This is a genomic window from Moritella yayanosii (genome assembly GCF_900465055.1).
GTDB lineage: Bacteria > Pseudomonadota > Gammaproteobacteria > Enterobacterales > Moritellaceae > Moritella > Moritella yayanosii.
In genome coordinates this window covers 18303-35823 of the sequence record NZ_LS483250.1, presented here as the reverse complement: position 1 = coordinate 35823, position 17521 = coordinate 18303, and the positions used below count along the sequence as shown (strand labels likewise).

Here is a 17521-nt window from a genome sequence, read left to right as displayed (position 1 = left end):
AAATGAATCGCATCACCATGTCAAAACGCAATACTCAACAACGTCGTCATACCATCATTAAATTACTTGAAGAGCAGGGTAAGCTCAGCGTTGATGAACTAGCCCAACGTTTTGAAACATCAGAAGTCACCATCCGTAAAGATCTCACCGCATTAGAACAAAACGGGCTGTTATTACGTCGTTATGGTGGCGCAATCCCTATCCCGAAAGAACTTCTACCTGAAGTTGAAACCGATAAAGTCTCTCAGTGCAAAATTGAAATTGCCATTGCGGCCGCATCACGCATTCGCGATCACAACCGAATCATTATCGATAGCGGTACAACAACTGCCAGTTTAATCGAGCAGCTCGCCAATAAAAAAGGCTTGGTCACCATGACCAATTCACTACACGTTGCTAATGCGCTAAATGGTTTAGAAAATGAGCCGACATTATTAATGACAGGTGGCACTTGGGATCCGCACTCAGAATCATTCCAAGGTCAAATAGCCGAACAAGTACTGCGTTCATACGACTTTGATCAGCTATTTATCGGCGCCGATGGCATTGATTTAGAACGTGGCAGCACAACGTTTAATGAATTAATTGGCCTCAGTCGTGTCATGGCAGAAGTATCTAGAGAAGTTGTGGTCATGGTAGAATCAGACAAGATCAGTCGTAAAATGCCTAACCTCGAACTTGCATGGGATAATATCCACACCCTCATTACCGATGCTGATATTACGGATGAACAACGCTGTGCCATAGAAGCCAAAAATATCGAAGTCGTCATTGCAGCGAGATAACCACCAAACACGATGAACAAAAAATCCCGCTTACTGCAAATAAGCGGGATTTTACATAAAGGATTTATTGTTTTGCTATACGGTTAAGACTTAGAAACCGTAAGAAGCACCAACTACAAACACATTGTTGTTGTGACCAGGATTAGTTTTGCTTGAAGACTCTTGGTTACGGTATTCAACGTATGGTTGAACACCAGCACGTGTCCAAGTTGCACGTAATTCATGTTCCATAGAGTTATCCTTAGTAACACCATCATTTACGTAATAAACATTGTTATATTTAACATTCACAGGCATATCTTGGAATTGGTAAGCAATGTTGTTATCAAAACGAACTTGATCGTTTGTTTCATCTACGCCACTAACATTAATTGCATCATTTGCTTGGATTTGCATACGAGTACGGTTAGAGATAGAGAGGCCATTATCGAAGTTATAACCAATTTTTACTAATGGACGGTATTGAACTGCTTTACCGTCGTGTAATAAATGGTGGTAACCAGCTGCTACCCATAAATTCTCGTTAATGCTGAATGATTGTTCAACACCTAACGTAGTGTAAGCAGAAGCTGCTGAACTACCTTGCTTACCGGTTGTGCCATAGTCAGTGTTACCAAGCTGAATACCATCAATCTCCACTAAAAGTGTAGTGCCAGTTGTAAAGGTATGGCCAGCTTCGATAGTTGATGTCACATCAGAACCGTTAAAATCTGCACGGTCATGTAGTTGTACATTACCTGTTACATAAGATGAACCACCAGCAAGTGCAGGTGCTGCGATTGATGCGCAAAGAAGAGTTAATGCAAATTTTTTCATGATAGCCTCGATTATATAAGTACAATTTTAATCTTGTTAAATTGCGAATTAAAGTGAACTGTTTCACTGACTAGCTTGTAGCTAGAAGATGAAACAAATATAACACTTTAGAGGCAGTCGATAATGCTGTTGAATTGTTTCATCGATCTGAATCACAACTTATTTCACACTGATTATTAAGATAAGATCAAAAATTAACACTAAATGAACAAATTAGCATATAGAACGTTACGTCGACACTTTCTTTTAGCTTACCCATCAGTGCCTTAGAATAAGAACAGAAAAGGATGTAACCTAAAATTTAAAATAATTAACAAATAAAACTAAATATCATATGCATTATTAATAACACCAAAATTGTGAGCTAGTTAACGACTTCAAACTCAAACAAGGCCACTACCAACAGAATAAAAAACTAATTTTCAAACTAAATAGCGTTACAACTAGAACAATACACTCATCAAGCATATTTAACTTAATTTACACTGCGAATATTGTACTAATAGCGCTTACGGACTGCTTATTGATAGCCTGTGAAACCACATCAGGGCGTCGGATCCCGTTTCTAAAACGCCATTCAAACCACAATTAACATTTTCATTACAATTGACGTGACAAGCATGCGGAACTAAGTAGACTCTTTGTTCTATTTATCTATAAACAATAATTATTGAGGCGTTATGATCAGTGAATTGATTCGTTGTTTTTATCTACGTAATAAGCAAACTAATACCAAAGGTTTTTTCGATACCATCACCCGCTCTTTTCGAGTCGGCTTTCGTCATATCGATCTGAACCTACATATTAACAATGCAAAATATCTGATGTTTCTTGAAAAAGCGCGGTGGGACCATGCAATTCAGACCAATACATTTAATACATTATTGAAGAACAAATTAAACTTCATCGTGGCAGGTGTTGAAGTAGGCTATATTCGTGAAATACGCTTATTTAAAAAATTCGATGTCGAAACCACCTACTTAGGTTGGGATGATAAATATTTTTATCTCGAGCAAAAATGCGTCGCCGATGGTAAGTTATGTAACTACAGCTTAGTCAAAGCGGTGTTTGTACAAAAAGGCAAAGTCATCTCACCCGAAAAAGTAATGACCTATATTCCTGTTGAACAGCGCCCACAGCAATTACCAGAGCACATGCAGATCTGGAAAGATCTTGGTATTGCCAAACGTAACTTCACCACCAGCGAACCAATAAACAACGCGGCTTAACATCACGCGCAATCGAATAGGGACAATTCATGCCAACGACACACGTTATCAAAGCACTTACCTTTGGATTCATCGGCTGCATTAGCTTAACGTTACCAACAGTGTTCGCCAAGATCACCAGCAGTGACACAGTCGCTAACATTAAACCATCCACGAGTGCTATTTATAGTCAAATGGCGATCCACCATCCCGTTTGGGCTGCCAATGGCATGGTGGCGAGTCAAGAAGCGCTCGCCACGCAAATCGGTGTCGATATCATGCAACAAGGTGGTAACGCTATTGATGCCGCTGTCGCCGTGGGTTATGCATTAGCAGTTACCCTGCCCCGCGCCGGTAATCTCGGTGGCGGTGGATTCATGCTGGTTTATTTAGCCGAAGAACAACGTGCTATTGCAATTGATTACCGTGAAGTAGCACCACAGGCTGCTTACCCTGATATGTTTTTAGATGACGAAGGTAATCCAAGTAGTAAACTATCTCGCTTTCATGGTCTAGCCGTCGGCGTACCAGGGACAGTATTAGGTTTTGAACTCGCATTAAATAAATACGGCAGTATGTCATTAGCACAAGTCATGGCACCCGCCATTCAATTAGCGCGTGACGGTATTGTGGTTACGCCTGACTTAGCCAATTCACTCAGAGCAACGAAAAAGCGCTTAAGCCAGTGGCCAAGTACACAATCTATTTTCTATAAAGCCGATGGCAGTAATTATCAACCTGGTGAAATATTAAAACAAACCGATCTGGCTAATACGTTATCCGCCATTGCTAAAAATGGCAGCCCTGCATTCTACCAAGGGCCGATAGCTAAACAGATCAGCGATTCGGTACGTAACGCTGGCGGTATCATGACAATACAAGATTTAGCCAGTTATAAAGCCATAGAGCGACAACCTATTACTGGTGATTATCGTGGTTACCAAGTGATATCCATGCCACCGCCGTCCTCTGGTGGTGTACATATAGTGCAAATGTTGAATATGCTCGCGGAGTTCCCGATTGATAAAATGGGTCATAATAGCGCGGCCACTATTCATGTCATGGTAGAATCAATGCGCCGGGCTTATGCCGACCGGAGCTTATACTTAGGCGATCCTGATTTTGTTAACGTCCCGGTAGCAGCACTCACTAGCCAGCAATACGCAAAACAATTAGTCAGTCAAATTGACCTTAACAAAGCGACGCCAAGCAGTGACATTTCTCCTGGTACGCTAGTGCCTTATGAAAGCAATCAAACAACCCACTTCAGTGTGGTAGATAAGTTTGGTAACGCGGTAAGTAATACCTATACCCTTAACTTCAGTTATGGTTCAGGACTGGTTGCTGATGGCACTGGGGTATTACTCAATAATGAAATGGATGATTTTTCGGCTAAACCGGGCACCCCCAACGCTTACGGCCTGATTGGCGGCAAAGCCAATGCAGTCGCCGCGAAAAAACGTCCATTAAGCTCGATGACGCCGACCATCGTATTAAAAGACAACAAACCTTATTTAGTCACTGGTAGTCCAGGCGGTTCACGTATCATTACCACCACGCTGCAAGTGATCATGAATGTCATTGACCATAATATGAATATTGCACAAGCCAGCGCCGCGCCACGTTTCCACCACCAGTGGTTACCGGACGTGATCCGCATCGAGAAAGGGCTAAATATCGATACGATTAACTTATTAAAAAGTAAGGGGCATAAGGTTGAAGTGAAAGCCGCGATGGGCAGTACCCAAACCATAATGCTAACAGAGGAAGGCGTTTACGGGGCATCGGACCCACGCCGACCAGGTGCACTTAGCTTAGGTTATTAACTGCCGTTATTAATCTTCTTCACTCGTAAATGAAAAGGGGCGCGATACTCACTGTATCGCGCCCCTTCACGTTCTTGCTAATTCTAAATTAAAAGCTATAACTCATACCAACGGAGACAAAATTCGTCGAGCTATCATAGAATTCAATATTGGCATCATTCTCTTTGTTTTGATAAATGATATTAAGGTTACTGCCTTTTATATCGAACGGTTCCGTATAAGAGTAAAGGAATGAATAATGGGCAACATTGTCTTCTTGAACCTCATCAAAGATTGGATTTTTGGCATCGTACTCGCGATCCGTAAACGCAGCTTGAACTGAAACAAAATGCCTTTCATACTTAGTCATGATACTGAGGCTATAATGAAATTCATCAAAACTCTGACTTTCACCTTTAGCATCTTGCGTACCATAAAACACGTTTGCTTTAGCGTATGTGCCTTGCCACAGCGGTATTGAACTTTCGACACTCAGTCTGTGGTAATCACTGTCACGATTTAACGAGGCTTGTTCTTCTGCTGTACAGGTTCGGCTTTGGTTATTACAAGGCATACTTTGACTACCGCTTTGCTCATCTTCTATCGAATATGATGCATACGAGTACTCAACCTGAATAGGGGCAAATTTATAAGCAACACGCATGGCACTCGAATCGATATCAGTTTGCTCTCTTGGCGCATCTGTTAAAAACGGATCAGACCAGGTTTCTTTTAAAAATGGCACGTGAGGGACATAAGCAAATGTCATGCTTTGACGTTTATCGAATTGATGTGTCACCCCAATCTCATATTGTATGGCGCTATTTAAAATGTTTTCAGGACTTTGGCCAATAAAATATTGAGTCTGCAAATCATCGGTTGTATAAGCCAAGCGAAAAAAAGGAAACAGCACAGCAGTTGTAACCTCCTTGCCGGGGTTATTTAGATCTTGGGTCTGTTCATTATCGTCATCAATATTAAATTGACTTTGCGTGTCATTTACACCTGCATTAATACCCATCGTGCCAGAAAAACCCGCGTGTTTTGCCAGAGGTTTCGCGATTGCGTCACTACCAAGTAAACTGCTGAGCAATAATAAAGGTAATGAAAGTACGCTGTAATGTTTAAAGAACATGTGTAAAAATCGCTCCAGCAATGAGTCTTTGTTAATGAATAATGTTGATATCAATTTTGACGCCAGATCATAACACAACGACTCTAATATAGAATAGTTAATGACGTTTCAAGCATGCACCACGCAAGAATTCGAAAATAACATTGATATCACTGATATCAGCCAGAATAGTTAAATAAACACTGAAATAATTTGTTTTATATTATAAGCTTAACCAATAATAATTCAAAAATCACACACTTTAGACACTAAGCTATTGAATGCCAATATAAAGATCTATTTCAATAAAGGATGATTGAAAATCATATGCACAAAATTCTCGTTTTATTTGCCCATCCTGCATTACAAAAATCAATTGCACATAAATCATTATTCAATGCAATTCAAAACATTGACGGCATTACTTGTCACGACCTCTACGATACCTACCCAGATTCGTTTATCGATATTAAACATGAACAAACTTTATTACTTAATCACGACATCATCGTCTTGCAATTCCCGCTTTACTGGTATTCATGCCCGGCAATATTAAAAGAGTGGCAAGATCTGGTACTCGAACATGGTTTTGCTTATGGTGAACATGGCGATAAACTGGTTGGCAAAAAGCTAATGCTGGCCATATCCACTGGCGGGAGTATGAATTCTTACTCTACCGCAGGCTACAATGAACATGATATTAGTCAATTTTTATTACCATTTAGCCAAATGAGCAAACTGTGTAATTTAGAATACCTCACTCCATTTGTTGTTCATGACATTCATAAACGTTACGACCCAGCCCGAATTGCACGTAAAGCGAAAGAATACCGCCAACTATTATTAACGTTACAACAGAATGATGACGCTGTTGCGGCAAGACAGGAGAACTGTTAATCATGGAACATGGCGTATTATTTAATATCTTCATCTATCTTGCCGCGGGAGTCGTGGCGGTGCCAATCGCAAAACGCCTGGGACTCGGCTCAGTACTGGGCTACTTGATTGCGGGAGCCATTGTTGGACCTTATGCATTAAGCTTAATATCCAATCAAGAAGATGTTATGCACGTGGCCGAATTTGGCGTAGTCATGATGCTTTTTTTAGTCGGTTTAGAATTAAAACCGGCCTTGTTATGGCAGTTAAGAATGCCTATTTTAGGCACAGGTGGCTTACAACTTTGTGCGACAACCTTGTGCATCTTCTTGCTACTACTTGCCTGTGGGCTTGCTTGGCAAACAGCACTCGCAATCGGTTTAATCGTGGCGCTGTCATCGACTGCAATTGTGTTGCAAAATCTACAAGAACGGGAGTTAATGAAAACTGAAGCGGGTAAGAGTGCCTTTGCCGTTTTACTTTTCCAAGATATTGCCGTTATTCCAATTCTTTCCTTGCTACCGCTATTAGTAATACAAGACACTGCCATTATCGAATCAACAATACCAAGTTGGCAGAGTGCATTAATGATTGCCGGTGTCATTGCCGGAATTATCATCGGTGGTCACTTTCTGGTGGTACCGCTATTACGCATTATTGCCAGATCACGCTCGCGTGAAATTTTCATCGCAACAGCACTGGCACTGGTTGTTGGTATCGCATTGGCGATGGAAACAGTCGGCTTATCTGCTGCACTGGGCACGTTCTTAGCCGGTGTCGTATTGGCAGACAGTGAATACCGCCACGAACTTGAGAGTGATATTGAACCGTTCAAAAGCTTATTATTAGGTATTTTCTTTATCTCTGTCGGCGCCAGTATCGACTTTAATTTATTGTTCGATCAACCCGCACTCATCGCCTTTCTCGTCACCGGACTCATTGTGATTAAATTCGTGGTGTTATTTATTACCGGTATCGTCTTTAAGATCCAGCGTAGTCAAAATTGGCTATTTTCTTGTTCTCTTGCCCAAGGTGGTGAATTTGCCTTTGTACTGACTTCGTTCGCACTACAACGTCAAGTTTTTGATAACGAAATAGCCAGTTTACTGGTTTTAGTGGTCACCTTATCGATGGTATTCACACCACTACTATTAATTATTAACGATAAAATCATCGCTCCAACATTCAAGCGAAAAATACCGCATACCGACAATAAAACGACACCAGAGCATCAAATTCCCGATGATACCGACAGCTCGGTCATCATTGCTGGCTTCGGTAGTTTTGGACAAGTGGTTGGGCGATTACTGCATGGTTACCATATTAATACCACTATCTTAGAAAATGACGTCAGCCAGATAGAATTATTACAACAGTTCAAATACAAGGTATTTTATGGCGATGCCGAACAGCTCAATTTATTACACGCCGCGGGCGCAGAGAACGCCAAACTGTTTATTATTGCCGTGGAAAGTGCCAGCAGAACCAAGCGTATTTTAATTAAGGTTAAAAAACACTTTCCGCACCTAACGGTATTGGTACGCGCCACAGACCGTAACCATGCCCAGCAATTAATCCGCCTCGGCGCCGATCATGTGTTTCGAGAATCGCTCGACTCTGGTATCAGCTTAGGGGTAGAAACATTAAAGGCGTTGGGCATGCGAGCTAATCAGGCTCACCGTGCAGGGCAGGTATTCCGTCGTCACGATGAAGCCGTATTACATGAAGAAGCAAGGCAGATGCATGAACACGAACCCGAGTTTGTTAATCGCAGTCTGACTGAGCGCCGTATATTGAAAAAATTATTGGGATTAGATGCGTTAACGTATTACGATAATCTCAATGATGCTTGGTCAACTGAAGCACATAGCAACGAAGACAAAAATACCGTTGGTAACTTAGCCGCTGCACACAAACATAATAAATCGACAGGTGAGCAGAGTTAGTGACTCAAGTTTAAACGATAAGTTAAGCAAATAAATTAACGGCGCAGTGATGACGATAACTCTGCTATGGTCATCACTGCGCCGTTATACCCATTACTTTAAATAAGTGATCATCTATTGATGATGACTGATATTAAAAGTGCCACTGTAGATAAACGGTTTGATAATTACTGCCACCTTTAATTCGACCAAATACCGAGCTACTTTCAAAAATACCAGAACGATGATGGATGCTATAACCAAACCAGGTTTGCGCTAATGCCTTGTTATTAAAAATATCACCTACATTCACATCCAAAGAAAAATCAAGATAGTTAAGTAACTTCGATGAATTTTCATAACCTTTTTTACTGTCTTCATCTGTCAACTCAAAGCCTTCGATATAAGTAATAGCAGATACATAAGACAAACCTTCAGCAATACCTAAACGCCAGCGAGGACCAAAGTCAAACGTATAAAATGCTTTGATCGCCAGCACGATTTCAGCAATATCTTGCTGTACATCGGAACTATAATGCCACACTAGACCTGGCGTAAAGTAAATATCAATAGGCATCGTCAACAAGCTATCGGCAACCTGAGTACCATAAAATACCGAACTCATTTGGTTATTTTCATCATCGTGCTCGGTGTGGAACTTTAAAATATCGCCAATATTAGACGGTGTTGCCCAGCCATGAGCTAAACGTAAGTATTCATCTGTCTTTGCTCTACCTGCAGTGCGTACAAATGGTTTATGTGGCTCCGGATAAAAAGCAATGCCAAGGAAAGACTCCAATTGGTAATTCTTTGCCACTCTCTCTAAATCATAAACGTTATCTTCCAAACGTGTCACACCAAACTGGCCAATGAGATACAAGTTACTGGCGACATGATAAGCACCTTTAATACCACCACTGGCAGACACACCAGCACCAACGTGCTCAAGGTCAAAGCCATAGTAATAATCATTAAAGTCAGCACTTTTCCACTTAAATTCCGCGAAAGGGATCAATGTCCAGCTATCATATTCCCAGCGATACTGCGCTCGCGTGTAACCATAAGAACGCTTGTAATTATCTGACAATACCGCAATATCCGCTTCCCATGGGCCATCGAAATAACGGTACTGTAAGCCAAAGTCGAAAGACTGACCTTTTATTTCATTCTGAAATTCTTTAGGGATGTCATTAAATCGAAACCGGCTATACACATTGACTTGATGATCCGCGTTTTTCCATAAATGCACGCCACCTTCTAAGCCATTAATAAAACCATAGTCATTTTCAAATCTGATGAGGGGCAAAATATCATAAACGGCGGTATCTTCACTCACCTCTGATACCGCGAAAGGAATATCGGCACGGCGCATACCTATCGCAAGCCCCCACTGATTAACCGATAAGATCGGAGACTCTACAGTCATCACATCGGCATTTTCGCCCTGAGTTATCTCTGCTACGGCCACCGCTTGAGATTGAGTTGAACTAGCAACATTTACGCTGTTTTCAGCATAGACAAAACTTGAAGATAAACTAAAAATACACACTAAACGTATAAGATGGCGAGAACGGTGTAACATGACTTTTTTAATATCCTTAAGTTATAAATAATGATTTTTATATTACCTTTAATTCGGATAATAAGTGCAATAATAAATCACAATATAAATATAGTGAAGTAAATGCCGATTAATCATATGCCTGCTGGCATATCTCATCACAAGTTCGAACAAAGCGCACCGTTAATTGTGTATCATTTCCAAAGTCTGGATAGCTACTGCGCTCAATATTACTATCACTGCCATTAGGGCAACCCGTAAGCAATAGACAACTTAAATATATAGCCAGATACCGCATGAGTTCGCTCGACTGAAAAAAATGAAACGTGATATAGATCAAAGTTTAGATTACGAATATTGAATCAACCGCAAAAAACATCACTAGTTAGTAGACGACCGGTCTACTTACGCGTATCGTTCAGACATTAATAACCGATCAAACGTTTTTGCATTCAATAACAAGACGATCGGTCACGAATACCATAAACGATTTAAAACCAAGGATTTTTCATGCCACAATCAAACTCAGTTAATCGCCGTATTGCACTTGCTTCACGTCCCGTTGGCGCGCCTACATCAGCAAACTTCCGCCTTGAAGAAACAGTCATACCGACGCCTTCAGAAGGTGAACTATTATTACGTACCAATTACTTATCACTAGACCCTTACATGCGTGGTCGTATGAATGATGGCGCTTCTTATGCTGAACCCGTTGCTATCGATGGCACCATGGTTGGCGCGACAGTATGCCAAGTAGTGACTTCTTTACACCCTGATTATCACGCTGGTGAATGGGTGCTTGCGTATACAGGTTGGCAAGATTATGGCATTTCAGATGGCGAAGGTCTGATTAAATTAGGCGCAGAACCAACCAACCCTTCTTTTGCACTTGGGATCTTAGGTATGCCTGGTTTTACAGCTTATATGGGTCTACTCGATATCGGTCAACCTAAATCAGGCGACACGCTTGTTGTGGCAGCGGCAACAGGTCCTGTTGGGGCAACCGTTGGTCAGATTGGTAAGTTAAAAGGTTGCTATGTGGTGGGTATCGCTGGCGGCGCTGAAAAATGTAAATATGCGGTAGACGTATTAGGCTTTGATAAATGTATTGATCACAAAGCCAGTGATTTTGATGCCCAGCTAAAAGCGGCGTGTCCAACAGGTATTGATGTTTATTTTGAAAACGTAGGCGGCAAAGTATTTGATAGTGTGCTACCACAGCTAAATACCGGCGCGCGCGTGCCAGTGTGTGGTCTAGTATCACAGTACAATGCAACAGAATTACCATCAGGCCCAGACCGTTTATCACTATTAATGGGCACGTTATTGGTGAAACGCATTAAGATGCAAGGTTTCATCATTTTTGATGATTATGCACACCGCTATAACGAGTTTTACGAACAGATGATGACGTGGTTACAATCAGGTCAAATTAAATATCGCGAACATATGATTGATGGTTTAGAAAGTGCACCAGCCGCATTCACCGGTATGCTACAAGGTGAAAATTTCGGTAAACTTGTCGTTAAAGTAGCAGAGTAGGAATCTAAAATGATTAAATTACACCATTTAAACAAATCCCGTTCAAAACGTATCATTTGGTTATTAGAAGAACTGGGCGTTGATTATGAAGTCATTGCATACCAGCGCGATAGCCAAACCTTCTTAGCGCCCGCTGAACTCAAAGCCATTCATCCACTGGGTAAATCACCTGTGATTGAAGATGATGGCTTAGTCATTGCTGAATCAGGCGCGATCACAGAATACCTTATCAATAAGTACGCCGCAGACAAATTAGCACCTAAGCCGTTGTCACCAGAATACGTGGCCTATTCGCAGTGGATCCATTTTGCAGAAAGCTCGGCTATTTTACCATTGTTATTAAAAATGTTTGTCGACAAAGACGGTTGTAAAACCAACTTTATGGCAGCTTATGCTGATAGCGAAATTGCTAAAGTGATCAGCTATTTTGACGCATCACTGGAAGGTAAAACCTACCTGATTGCAGAGCAGTTAACCGGCGCTGATATTATGATGTCATTTATTGTTGAAATCTTAGCGAACAATAAAGTACTGGATAACTTTGCTAACCTAGCACGTTATAACAAGCAATTACACAGCCACAATGCGTTGTTAAAAGCAGTTGAAATCGAAGCTAAATACGATAATTAATATGATTATTTAGCCCTGATAGATAACGGATCTATTAGGGCTATTTGTAAACATGCGCTAATTTCGCTTGTTCCATTTTTATATCTCCAAATAACACCGCCTCCCTCTCTTCAATTCGTTCTTATTAATTGCAGCCAACCACAAGTATCACATCCCTTATATATAAGCTCAACCAAGCCTAACATCGGCGACAAAAATGACGATAACGTCAAGCACGTTTAAATGTATTGTTATAACATAACATTAATCTTGCATATTACTATTGTTATGTTATAACATTCTCTATCAATAACACTAAAGAATAATAATCAACCACAAAGAAATATAAAATGCAGCCAGATCCTACATCAAAAAAAATATCTTTATTACTAAGTAGCGTGTTTACACGCCTTTGTATCGCACTCGTCATCACAACCAGTCTTTGGTTAACACTGTTACAGTTTATCGGATAATTAAGCATGATTAAAATTAATGATCTAAGTGTTTCTTATCAAAAAAACATAGCGCTTAGCCATATCTCGACAACGATAGACGATGGCGATCTCGTCGCGATTGTCGGTCCAAATGGTGCCGGTAAATCAACATTACTCAAAAGTATCATGCAACAAATGGCCGCCGTATCAGGCTCTATCGAGCTTGGTCGCTTGAGTTTGAAAGACATTGCCTACTTACCACAAAGTAACCAAATAGATTGTAAGTTTCCAATAACGGTGACTGAATTTGTGTCTGCTGGCGCTTGGCAACGTTGTAGTTTTTGGCGACTATTTAGTCGTCACGAACAGCACTTATTGCAACAGGCATTAGCCAAAGTAGATTTAGAAAAAATGGCTGAACGTCAAATTAATCAATTATCTGGAGGGCAATTTCAGCGCATGTTATTTGCACGTATGCTATTACAAGATGCCGATATTCTACTACTTGACGAACCATTCGGTGGCATTGATGCACAAACGACGGAACTGTTAATGCGCGTTATTCAGGCGTGTCAGCAACAAGGTAAAACCGTTATCGCCGTGATCCACGATCTGGCCTTGGTGCAACGATACTTTCCAACCACATTACTTATTGCAACCCACTTAATTGCCTCAGGTAAAACATCAGATGTATTAACTCAGCAGTATTTACTGCAAGCGGGTTATCAACATTTTGCTCACTGTGCGGTGCATAACACCTTTAATAATCCTTTTCATAACCCTGTTCATAACACTGCAGACAACAACACTAACGAAAATGCGGTTACTTCTGTGTCCGCTAACATCAAGAGTCAAGCATCATGAGTGCACAGTTATACGAATTATTTATCGCCCCTTTTTCTGAGTTTGTATTTATGCAACGCGCATTATGGGGGATTATCGTACTTAGTATTAGCGCGACACCAGTGGGCGTATTTTTAACGCTTAGACGCATGAGCCTAACGGGTGATGCAATGGCACATGCTATCTTACCCGGTGCCGCGATTGGTTTTCTTATCTCGGGTTTATCTGTCACTGCCATGACGATTGGCGGTATTGTCGCGGGTTGCGTGGTCGCTGTACTAGCAGGCATGGTAGCCCGACATTCAAATGCGGAAGAAGATTCAAGCTTAGCTGCTTTCTATCTACTGTCACTCGCTATCGGGGTATTAATCATTTCGTCCAATGGCAGTAATGTGGATTTATTACATGTGCTATTCGGTTCAACACTCGCACTCAATGATGAGGCGTTAATACTACTCACCGTTATCGCCACAATCTCTCTTTTAGCACTAGCGATACTGTATCGTCCTTTAGTCATGGAATGTGTAGACCCCCACTTTTTCAAAACCATCAGCAAACTAAGTGCCGTTGCTCACTATGGATTTTTACTCCTCGTCGTTCTTAATTTAGTTGCAGGTTTTCATGCATTGGGCACCTTAATGGCCGTTGGTTTGATGGTCCTGCCCGCTGCGATTGCGCGCTTTTGGTCTAATCGTTTAGGTGGCATGTTAATCGTGGCGTTTATCTCTGCAGTGATCAGTGGCTACTTCGGTCTGTTTCTTTCTTATCATGCCAGTCTAGCAACCAGCCCGGCGATTGTATTAGTACTCGGCATACTTTATATCGCCTCACTCATATTTGGCCGTCAAGGCGGATTACTGTTTAAAAATAACAACTAGAAAATAGCTCAACTTATTAATATTTAGCCCTTATAAGGACAATGAAATGTTTAAAATTACGCTCACTTCATCCATGATGATGCTTAGTTTAACAACCAGTACTGCCGCCATGGCAGAGCAAAAGCTTCATGTCATCAGCAGTTTTTCGATTCTCGGCGATCTCGTGTCACAGGTAGGTCAAGAACATATAACCGTGACAAATTTAGTAAAAATTGACGGTGATGCGCATGTATTTACCCCCACCCCTCAAGATGCCAAAGCCATTTCAACAGCACAATTAGTTGTCACCAATGGCTTACATTTTGAAGGCTGGATGCCACGTTTAATTGAAGCGGCTAACTACCAAGGTGTGCACGTAATTGCCACTAACGGTATCGATGTACTCAGTACAAAAAAAGAACATGAACATCATGACGATGAACATGAACATCATGACGATGAACATGAACATCATGACGATGAACATGAACATCACGACGACGAACATGAACACCATGACGACGGACATGCACATCATGATCACGGTGATATAGACCCGCACGCTTGGCATAGCATTAAAAACGTTAAAGTCTACATACACAATATCGCAAAAGGCTTGATTCAAGTAGACCCTGCGAATACAGATGACTATCAAAAAAATGCGAAAGACTACATTCAAAAATTGGATAAATTAGAATTAAAAATAAATGCTCAACTTGCGACGGTACCAGAAACGCAGCGTAAAGTGATCACCCCACATGACGCGTTTGGTTACTTTGCGCGTGACTTTAATGTCACCTTCTTAGCACCACAAGGAACCAGTACCGGATCAGAAGCAAGCGCAGCGGATGTAGCCGCGTTAATCAAACAAATTCGGCACGACAAAGTGAACGCGGTATTTATGGAAAACATCGCCGATAATCGTCTAATTGAACAGATAAGCCGTGAAACAGGAGTGAAAGTTGGCGGTAAACTGTATTCAGATGCATTATCTTCACCTGATCAACCTGCGGCAACTTACCTAAAAATGATGCAATATAATGTTGATACGATCGTGAATGCGTTGCACAAGTAAAATATATATCTATACCCACACTATCTAAAAATGCTATATCAGAGACTAGCTTCGATATGATACAAAAAAGCCCGAAACACTTATATTTTTACAGTCATGTGTGTTCGGGCTTTTTTGAGCATTACGTTGAACAGTTAAAACAGCGGAGACATACCAACAGGTCTCGATTCAAGTAACAACGTTCCCAGTAATATTAATAACAAACCACCCATAATTGGCACTATAAATTTAGTGAGATTAGCGCCATTTTTGGGGTGTTTATTACGTTTTCCCGTCGCTAAATACCGTCTTACAGCTTGCTTACCGGTAATTGTCATTATCGCAATCGTCGATGTGGTAAGCGCAGTACCTAACGCCATGGCAATTGCACTGACTATACCTAACCAGTAAATATCCAGCATGTTGGCAAATAACAGGACCATGATCGCCCCCGTACAAGGACGGATACCAATACTCAAAATAATAGCCAAATACTCTTTGAATGAAGAGGCATCGTTAATTAGCTCAGGTGCCACAACATGTTGATGCCCACAGCCACAATTATCATGATGCTCATGGTTTCCAGCCACCGATTTTAAGCCCGCAGATATTAACCCTTCTTTATGGCGACGAACCGCACGCCACATTAATACTAAGTTACGCCACACGATCACCAAGCCTAATACGATCACAGTATAAAAACTCAGCGGAATAAGTAACTCAGCCTGACTATTGATTTCTCGCATCGACGAGTTAAATAATATTAATAATGCAGACACAAGTGCCACAGCGACCAGCGCCTGCATGAGCGAAGATAATAAAGTTAAGATCAAACTGATTTTAACTTTGGCATCTTGCGTTGCAATATAGGTAGTCACAATCAACTTACCATGTCCGGGGCCAATCGAATGTAACATGCCATAAAGGAAGCTAAGTGCAATCAAGGATATACCGGCAATTAAACTCTCGTGTTTAGCCGCATACAAAAGTTCGCTTAATTCATTATTAATCTGCTTTTGCCATTGCATACTGTTTACAATAATCATTGGCCAAGCTTGCCAAATAAAATAGCCGGCAATAGCCAGTAAACCAATAAAAATAACCAGGCTGTACTTAGCTAAAAAACCTGGTTTAACCCCATCCTCTGCGACGGAATTAGTATTCGATACTACATTTGTCATTACTTCAACCTTCATATCGATACATAACTAATAATTACAATGAATGGTGATCGATTGTGTGAATAACTCACCAATAGCATCATCTCTTTTTGTATCCACGGGTAATGACATTACGTAAACAAGTTGTTCTGATGAGGGTGTCGCTTCAATAAGTTCTAACTTGCAGTATTGCGACAATGCCGGTGATAGCTGAATGGCATTTTTTGCGGGCCAACTCATGTCGACATAATAACTCGGATCATAAATAAGCAATTTAAGAACGTTGTCAGACAACAGCAGTGGCTCAGCCAAAGGTAAATAGAAACTTAATGTCGCCTTTATTTTATCTTGTTCTAGGGTACCGTTTTCAGCCAACGCATATTTAACTGGCATGTCATCTTCATAAAAATAAGTCAGATAATGATTGGTTGTCATATTCTGCATAATCGAATCAGCAAGAACCTGCAATGACTGCGCTTTATTTTCAACAGACAAATCTTCACCATCTAACATATAAGCAGACGTCATGGCATCAAACTCCCAAGTCATTAAAAATCCAGCTATGTGTTTTCCATCCCCTTGGATCTCAGTTTTTATATCCACCCAGGAGTGTGGGTGTGCATAACTGCTCATACTTATTAATACACCAATAAACATGATAGTCACTTGCAATAAGCACCTTAGGTAACTTGGTTTTAATGCATATATAGGCATCATTTCAACTCTCAAATATACAATATTGGATAATCGATAAAGGCTTTGTTCACCAAAGTACCCTTAACGACACATTTTTATCGTATGTTATAACATAACAATACTATTATAAAGAATGATTAGACTAGATATCGTTAAAACCTAGCGAAAAGAAGGGAAATACACTATGTTTGGACTATCATGCTCATCTTACATTCATTATTAGAGGGGCATTAAAA

Annotated in this window: 15 protein-coding genes; 10 read left to right on the top strand and 5 right to left on the bottom strand. The window is 40.8% G+C overall.

Annotated features, from left to right (window positions below):
• The first annotated feature begins 17 nt into the window (after positions 1 to 17).
• Positions 18 to 785, top strand: coding sequence for a DeoR/GlpR family DNA-binding transcription regulator (locus MORIYA_RS00135; RefSeq protein ID WP_112711650.1), 768 nt, complete (start codon positions 18 to 20; stop codon positions 783 to 785).
• A gap of 90 nt (positions 786 to 875) precedes the next feature.
• Here the strand turns inward: MORIYA_RS00135 and MORIYA_RS00130 are convergent, their stop codons facing one another.
• A complete protein-coding gene (locus tag MORIYA_RS00130; protein ID WP_112711648.1) occupies positions 876 to 1601 on the bottom strand; it encodes an oligogalacturonate-specific porin KdgM family protein in 726 nt (241 codons plus the stop codon).
• A 680-nt stretch (positions 1602 to 2281) separates the two neighbouring features.
• Between MORIYA_RS00130 and MORIYA_RS00125 the strand changes: the two genes are divergently transcribed.
• Complete coding sequence (locus MORIYA_RS00125) at positions 2282 to 2830, top strand: acyl-CoA thioesterase (RefSeq protein WP_112711646.1); 549 nt, start codon at positions 2282 to 2284, stop codon at positions 2828 to 2830.
• A gap of 29 nt (positions 2831 to 2859) precedes the next feature.
• Positions 2860 to 4635, top strand: a complete 1776-nt coding sequence (ggt, locus tag MORIYA_RS00120) for a gamma-glutamyltransferase (RefSeq protein ID WP_112711644.1) — start codon at positions 2860 to 2862, stop codon at positions 4633 to 4635.
• An 88-nt stretch (positions 4636 to 4723) separates the two neighbouring features.
• Here the strand turns inward: ggt and MORIYA_RS00115 are convergent, their stop codons facing one another.
• Positions 4724 to 5749 (bottom strand): DUF2860 family protein, encoded by a 1026-nt coding sequence (locus MORIYA_RS00115; protein ID WP_112711642.1) that lies wholly within the window; start codon positions 5747 to 5749, stop codon positions 4724 to 4726.
• 306 nt (positions 5750 to 6055) lie between these two features.
• Here MORIYA_RS00115 and MORIYA_RS00110 point away from each other — a divergent pair, with 306 nt between their 5' ends.
• Positions 6056 to 6625, top strand: a complete 570-nt coding sequence (locus MORIYA_RS00110; RefSeq protein WP_112711640.1) for an NAD(P)H-dependent oxidoreductase — start codon at positions 6056 to 6058, stop codon at positions 6623 to 6625.
• Between the two features lie 2 nt (positions 6626 to 6627).
• On the top strand, positions 6628 to 8550 hold the full coding sequence (locus tag MORIYA_RS00105; RefSeq protein WP_112711638.1) for a monovalent cation:proton antiporter-2 (CPA2) family protein: 1923 nt from the start codon (positions 6628 to 6630) through the stop codon (positions 8548 to 8550).
• Positions 8551 to 8683: 133 nt separating this feature from the next.
• Here the strand turns inward: MORIYA_RS00105 and MORIYA_RS00100 are convergent, their stop codons facing one another.
• Complete coding sequence (locus MORIYA_RS00100) at positions 8684 to 10111, bottom strand: MipA/OmpV family protein (RefSeq protein ID WP_112711636.1); 1428 nt, start codon at positions 10109 to 10111, stop codon at positions 8684 to 8686.
• A 489-nt stretch (positions 10112 to 10600) separates the two neighbouring features.
• Here MORIYA_RS00100 and MORIYA_RS00095 point away from each other — a divergent pair, with 489 nt between their 5' ends.
• The 5 genes from MORIYA_RS00095 (at position 10601) to MORIYA_RS00075 (ending at position 15450) form a co-directional block, all read left to right on the top strand.
• Entirely contained in the window at positions 10601 to 11632 is a 1032-nt protein-coding gene (locus MORIYA_RS00095) for an NADP-dependent oxidoreductase (RefSeq protein ID WP_112711634.1), read from the top strand.
• A gap of 9 nt (positions 11633 to 11641) precedes the next feature.
• The gene (locus MORIYA_RS00090) at positions 11642 to 12262 is read left to right on the top strand and encodes a glutathione S-transferase family protein (RefSeq protein ID WP_112711632.1); all 621 of its coding nucleotides are present in this window, start codon (positions 11642 to 11644) and stop codon (positions 12260 to 12262) included.
• 458 nt (positions 12263 to 12720) lie between these two features.
• On the top strand, positions 12721 to 13539 hold the full coding sequence (locus tag MORIYA_RS00085; protein WP_112711630.1) for a metal ABC transporter ATP-binding protein: 819 nt from the start codon (positions 12721 to 12723) through the stop codon (positions 13537 to 13539).
• A complete protein-coding gene (locus tag MORIYA_RS00080) occupies positions 13536 to 14396 on the top strand; it encodes a metal ABC transporter permease (protein ID WP_112711628.1) in 861 nt (286 codons plus the stop codon). The genes MORIYA_RS00085 and MORIYA_RS00080 overlap by 4 nt, the downstream gene beginning before the upstream one ends.
• 46 nt (positions 14397 to 14442) lie before the next feature.
• On the top strand, positions 14443 to 15450 hold the full coding sequence (locus tag MORIYA_RS00075; protein ID WP_232011434.1) for a metal ABC transporter solute-binding protein, Zn/Mn family: 1008 nt from the start codon (positions 14443 to 14445) through the stop codon (positions 15448 to 15450).
• A 134-nt stretch (positions 15451 to 15584) separates the two neighbouring features.
• Here the strand turns inward: MORIYA_RS00075 and MORIYA_RS00070 are convergent, their stop codons facing one another.
• Together MORIYA_RS00070 and MORIYA_RS00065 are read right to left on the bottom strand one after the other, a co-directional pair.
• Positions 15585 to 16610: a nickel/cobalt transporter gene (locus tag MORIYA_RS00070; protein ID WP_112711626.1), complete on the bottom strand. Its 1026-nt coding sequence runs from the start codon at positions 16608 to 16610 to the stop codon at positions 15585 to 15587.
• Between the two features lie 27 nt (positions 16611 to 16637).
• Positions 16638 to 17306 carry a DUF1007 family protein gene (locus tag MORIYA_RS00065; protein WP_112711624.1) on the bottom strand — a complete coding sequence of 223 codons (669 nt, stop codon included), beginning with the start codon at positions 17304 to 17306 and terminating at the stop codon, positions 16638 to 16640.
• Positions 17307 to 17521: the final 215 nt, after the last annotated feature.

Coding starts and splice junctions, on each gene's coding strand:
- MORIYA_RS00105 (WP_112711638.1), top strand. CDS start 6,628: ATGGAACATGGCGTATTATTTAATATCTTCATCTATCTTGCCGCGGGA.
- MORIYA_RS00130 (WP_112711648.1), bottom strand. CDS start 1,601: ATGAAAAAATTTGCATTAACTCTTCTTTGCGCATCAATCGCAGCACCT.
- MORIYA_RS00090 (WP_112711632.1), top strand. CDS start 11,642: ATGATTAAATTACACCATTTAAACAAATCCCGTTCAAAACGTATCATT.
- MORIYA_RS00100 (WP_112711636.1), bottom strand. CDS start 10,111: ATGTTACACCGTTCTCGCCATCTTATACGTTTAGTGTGTATTTTTAGT.
- MORIYA_RS00085 (WP_112711630.1), top strand. CDS start 12,721: ATGATTAAAATTAATGATCTAAGTGTTTCTTATCAAAAAAACATAGCG.
- MORIYA_RS00065 (WP_112711624.1), bottom strand. CDS start 17,306: ATGATGCCTATATATGCATTAAAACCAAGTTACCTAAGGTGCTTATTG.
- MORIYA_RS00080 (WP_112711628.1), top strand. CDS start 13,536: ATGAGTGCACAGTTATACGAATTATTTATCGCCCCTTTTTCTGAGTTT.
- MORIYA_RS00095 (WP_112711634.1), top strand. CDS start 10,601: ATGCCACAATCAAACTCAGTTAATCGCCGTATTGCACTTGCTTCACGT.
- MORIYA_RS00110 (WP_112711640.1), top strand. CDS start 6,056: ATGCACAAAATTCTCGTTTTATTTGCCCATCCTGCATTACAAAAATCA.
- MORIYA_RS00075 (WP_232011434.1), top strand. CDS start 14,443: ATGTTTAAAATTACGCTCACTTCATCCATGATGATGCTTAGTTTAACA.
- MORIYA_RS00125 (WP_112711646.1), top strand. CDS start 2,282: ATGATCAGTGAATTGATTCGTTGTTTTTATCTACGTAATAAGCAAACT.
- ggt (WP_112711644.1), top strand. CDS start 2,860: ATGCCAACGACACACGTTATCAAAGCACTTACCTTTGGATTCATCGGC.
- MORIYA_RS00115 (WP_112711642.1), bottom strand. CDS start 5,749: ATGTTCTTTAAACATTACAGCGTACTTTCATTACCTTTATTATTGCTC.
- MORIYA_RS00135 (WP_112711650.1), top strand. CDS start 18: ATGTCAAAACGCAATACTCAACAACGTCGTCATACCATCATTAAATTA.
- MORIYA_RS00070 (WP_112711626.1), bottom strand. CDS start 16,610: ATGACAAATGTAGTATCGAATACTAATTCCGTCGCAGAGGATGGGGTT.